The organism is Flagellimonas sp. L-11 (assembly GCF_056857735.1).
In genome coordinates, this window is sequence record NZ_JBSXNR010000003.1 from 1 (window position 1) to 3,920 (window position 3,920).

Genomic DNA, 3,920 nt, shown 5'->3' on the forward strand with positions numbered 1-3,920 from the left:
GGGCCGAGTTCACCCCATTCTCTTTTTGATTACTACCAAAGTTATCCATAAAATAAAGGACAAAGATTTAGTGCGATGACCAACTATTAGGAATCAACAATGACGGTTCTTAAATGGAAATCTAATCTAAAGGATTTGGGCCTTGCAGCACTTCGCTCTGCTTCGTTCGCTTTTTTTAAAGTTTGATTTCAGTTATATAAATAAGGAAAGGGAGCGAAAAATACGCTCCCTTCTTAGTTAAGTAGCTGCACTTTTTTTGGTTGTCTTTTCCTTGAACCTAATCAAAAGATTTCCGATATCCTCACTTATCTTGGATTCCACGACCCTGGCATAAATTTGTGTAGTGGATAGTTTGCTATGCCCGAGAAGTTTCGAGACTGTTTCGATGGGTACACCATTTGACAACATGACGGTTGTTGCAAAGGTATGTCTTGCAACATGAAAGGTCAGGTTTTTGTCAATGTCACAGGAATCCGCTATCTCTTTTAAATAGGCGTTGGTCTTTTGGTTGGAACTGATCGGCAACAGGCTTTCTTTATTTTCCATTTCTGGACATTGCATATACTTTTCCAAGATTTCCCGTGCTTTTGGGAGCAAAGGGACTTTCACGGGCTTGTCCGTTTTTTCACGCTTGGTACTTATCCAATGGTTTCCGTCTATCCCCTTCACGATATTGTCACTGTTCAGCTCCTTGACATCCACATAGGAAAGACCTGTATAACAGGAAAACACAAAGCAGTCCCTTATCCTCTCCAAGCGTTCGTTACCCATTTCAGTGCTTTCCAATTGCTCCAGTTCCTCTTCGTCCAGAAACTGGCGGTCATATTTGTTATATTTCAACTGGAACTGGTTGAACGGGTTCTTGTCCATCCATTCCAATTTGACGGCAAGGTTGAGCATCTTCTTGAACCTTTCCAGATGTTTCATTACCCCATTGTTGCCCAATAAGAGCCTTTTCTTTGAATCTCTGTAATTGCGCAAAAAATGCTCAAAATCCGTTACAAAGGCATAGTTCAACTGTTTGAGGCGGACATCGTTGACCTTTCTATTCTTGGCTAAAAACCTATACAGGTACTTTTCCGTCGTATAATAGTTCTTCATCGTCCCTTTTTTCAGGACAATCGACATATTCCCATTATGGTACTTTATAAGATCCCTTAAGGTCTTGCTGTTGTCATCTTCGCCAAGATAACGGGACTTGATGGCATCTGATGAAACGACCCTGTTCTCTTCCAAAAGTTCTTTATGGCAGTCCAACAGTCCACGATAAACGCTGTCCAGATACGCGTTCAATGTCCTTATTCTCTGTGAACCTCCCCTGCCCCGGTTCCGTGAACTGTCCCACTCCTTGGAAGGAATGTTTCTTTTTAGGCTGATCTCGGAACGTTGACCATCCACAGTAATCCGTACATAGATGGATAATTGGTTTGGGACGCTCCTTGATTTTCTGGTAAAGAAAATTACGGTGAAAGTGTGTTTTGATTTCATTGTACATGACTTTGGTTAAACAATAAATTGTAAAGACGAAAGTCAAATCGTACCCTAAAGTCCTTTAAAGTTAGTACATTTCGGATTAATGGTTGTACACCGAATTGCACACCTTTTATTTGGTTTTAAATGAAATCAATTGAATGCATAAAAAACAAAAAACACTGAAAATCAAATGATTAACAGTGTTTTGTTGTGACCTATTTCTAGGTTCGTCGGGGTGGCAGAGTTTGAACCCATTCACACAATGTTTTATATATCAATCAGTTACAGCTTTTAAGAAACAACTGTTATCCGATTTGTTGACGGTACTTAAATGAACTCAAAGTAAATTGCTTTACTTTCTGACCCTACAAATATAAAATTTGTTAAATATTAAATCAACCCATTTAGTAACAAATCTTATAATAACCCATGTACTTTATATATTATAATCAATACAATACTTTCTTCAGTGAAGCAACAAAGCTTTCATGCTTCTCAGGATTGCTATTTTTTAGTTTTGTAAGGTTCTGTAGTTTCCATTGGACGGCAGGAAACCGTTCAAAATCATAGATTTCCCAATTGGGTGTTCCTTCGCCAAAACTCAATAAGAACTCCTTGTCTTTTTCTGTTAGATTTTGATAGATTGTTTTTATCAATTCCTCTCTGGTCTTTTCAAAATCTTCATAGGTAAAGGGTTCCTCACTCATACCTTCAAATTGATTGACCAAGGTTTCTCTTTGGTCGATAAAATTGGGATGCAACATTTCGTGAAGGGGACGGTTGCTGCTCAAAAGAAACAATAGGAAGCCTTTTTTGATTTCTTCGGTAAATCCTTCATTTTGCAACAGATATTTTACATCGAACAAATCCCTAGGATGCTGACGGTCCAATGCAGCGCAGATTTTTCCGCCATACAACTGCCCTAAAGGAACCACTTGTATGGCACAGAAAGCATCAAATTCCTCTTGGGTCTTTTCACATAGTGATAACGTTACCGTATCATCCATGACACCCCTGTTGATTTGGTTCACTTCCAGTTTTATCTGTGCGTTTACGGTCGTGATTTGAAGTTTCAATGTTTCCTCTTTAAGGGTAATTGTAGCTTCCGGCAGAATTTTTTCGAGTTTAGCTTTTATTTGGCCAAGACTTTCAATAATGTTCTTAAAAGATGTCTTTCTGTCCTCAATGGGAATGTAGGTCAAATCGATATCCACAGATAATCTGGGCATATCCCGTACAAACAGATTGATGGCCGTACCTCCATGCAATGCGAAAACAGGTTTTTTTGCCACTTCCGGCAACACTTGTAACAATAGGGAAACCTGTTGCTTATAGCTACTCATAATTCTCCAATGTTTTAGGGACAGTAATTTGATATTTCGATATATAAACACCATCCTTTACCAAGGAGCGTTTTCCTTTTCCAAGGTCTATATTTTCCAAGCTCATATATTTAAACCAATCGTGTCCGGCTTTTTCTGCCATGTACAGGAATAATCGCTTTACCTTAACTGACTTGCATGCCTCCAAAAGTTCCCGTACCTGTTTTGGCCTAAGGTTGTTCAACCCCTCCATGATTTCGTAACACTCGACCAGTTCTTGTTTTTTTGGCGTTAGGTACAGGCATTCCATCAAAGCCCTCGTCGGGTTGGACACCAACAAATTAAAAGCGCCTTGTTCTATAGTTTGCAGTCCTATATTGGGTGGAAGAAAGGAGGAACTAAAGTAGTTTACTTTTACCTCCCAATCGTATTTTGAAAACCAAGCGGGCAATTTTTCTTCGCTTCCCCCGAACAACGTTACTTGTTTTGTGGATAGCTCCAGATAATGAGTCTTTCCCAATAAGGATAAGGCCGTTTTACCTCCTGGATGGATATTCTGGTCAGCTTGTTCTTGTAATGCAAACAATGCTCCCTGGTAGGTAGGTGTATCACCCACTCGCATCCAAGCTCCAGGGCCTATGGAGTATATCCAATTACTCTTTTTATATCGATTAAGCAATTGTGTGGAGAACCCCTTTTCCGTTAACCATGAGCTTAAATAGACAACTCCTGGAGGCTGTGAATTAAGTAGGTGGTTTATTTTTTGTTCTTTTTCCAAACTGATAGTTTCTGTTTTCAACTTTTTTTAAACCACAACAAATTCATGTAGTTTATTTTGTTTCAAATATACAAACTATTAGTTTGTATATTTTCATTTTTTTAAACTTTCTTAACTCTAAAGAATGTGTTCTTGAAAAAATATGGTAATAGATAGTATTCATACAATATTCCCGAAAAATAAACGTCGCAAAATATTTCTCGGAAAAGGGACGGCCTTTAGATTTGTTTTATAGATTATATCTATTGAGATTATGATGTTGAAAAGAGGGGGTCTGGGGGAGACTCATAACCTTTGTATTTGTTGATAACTTAGAGGTAGAACTGAAAAAGAACGGGGTGAACTTT

General features: G+C 38.5%; 3 protein-coding genes. All 3 read right to left on the bottom strand.

The annotated features are described in order from the left end of the window. Positions 1-237: 237 nt before the first annotated feature. Complete coding sequence (locus AC13CC_RS00045) at positions 238-1,488, bottom strand: site-specific integrase (protein ID WP_272652008.1); 1,251 nt, start codon at positions 1,486-1,488, stop codon at positions 238-240. 434 nt (positions 1,489-1,922) lie between these two features. Beyond that, on the bottom strand, positions 1,923-2,816 hold the full coding sequence (locus AC13CC_RS00050; protein ID WP_293290042.1) for a nucleotidyl transferase AbiEii/AbiGii toxin family protein: 894 nt from the start codon (positions 2,814-2,816) through the stop codon (positions 1,923-1,925). Next, entirely contained in the window at positions 2,809-3,594 is a 786-nt protein-coding gene (locus tag AC13CC_RS00055) for a type IV toxin-antitoxin system AbiEi family antitoxin (RefSeq protein ID WP_292968553.1), read from the bottom strand. The genes AC13CC_RS00050 and AC13CC_RS00055 overlap by 8 nt, the downstream gene beginning before the upstream one ends. Positions 3,595-3,920: the final 326 nt, after the last annotated feature.

What these genes read in the sequence shown, in the direction of transcription:
- AC13CC_RS00045 (WP_272652008.1), bottom strand. Translation starts at nt 1,488, where the DNA reads ATGAAATCAAAACACACTTTCACCGTAATTTTCTTTACCAGAAAATCA.
- AC13CC_RS00050 (WP_293290042.1), bottom strand. Translation starts at nt 2,816, where the DNA reads ATGAGTAGCTATAAGCAACAGGTTTCCCTATTGTTACAAGTGTTGCCG.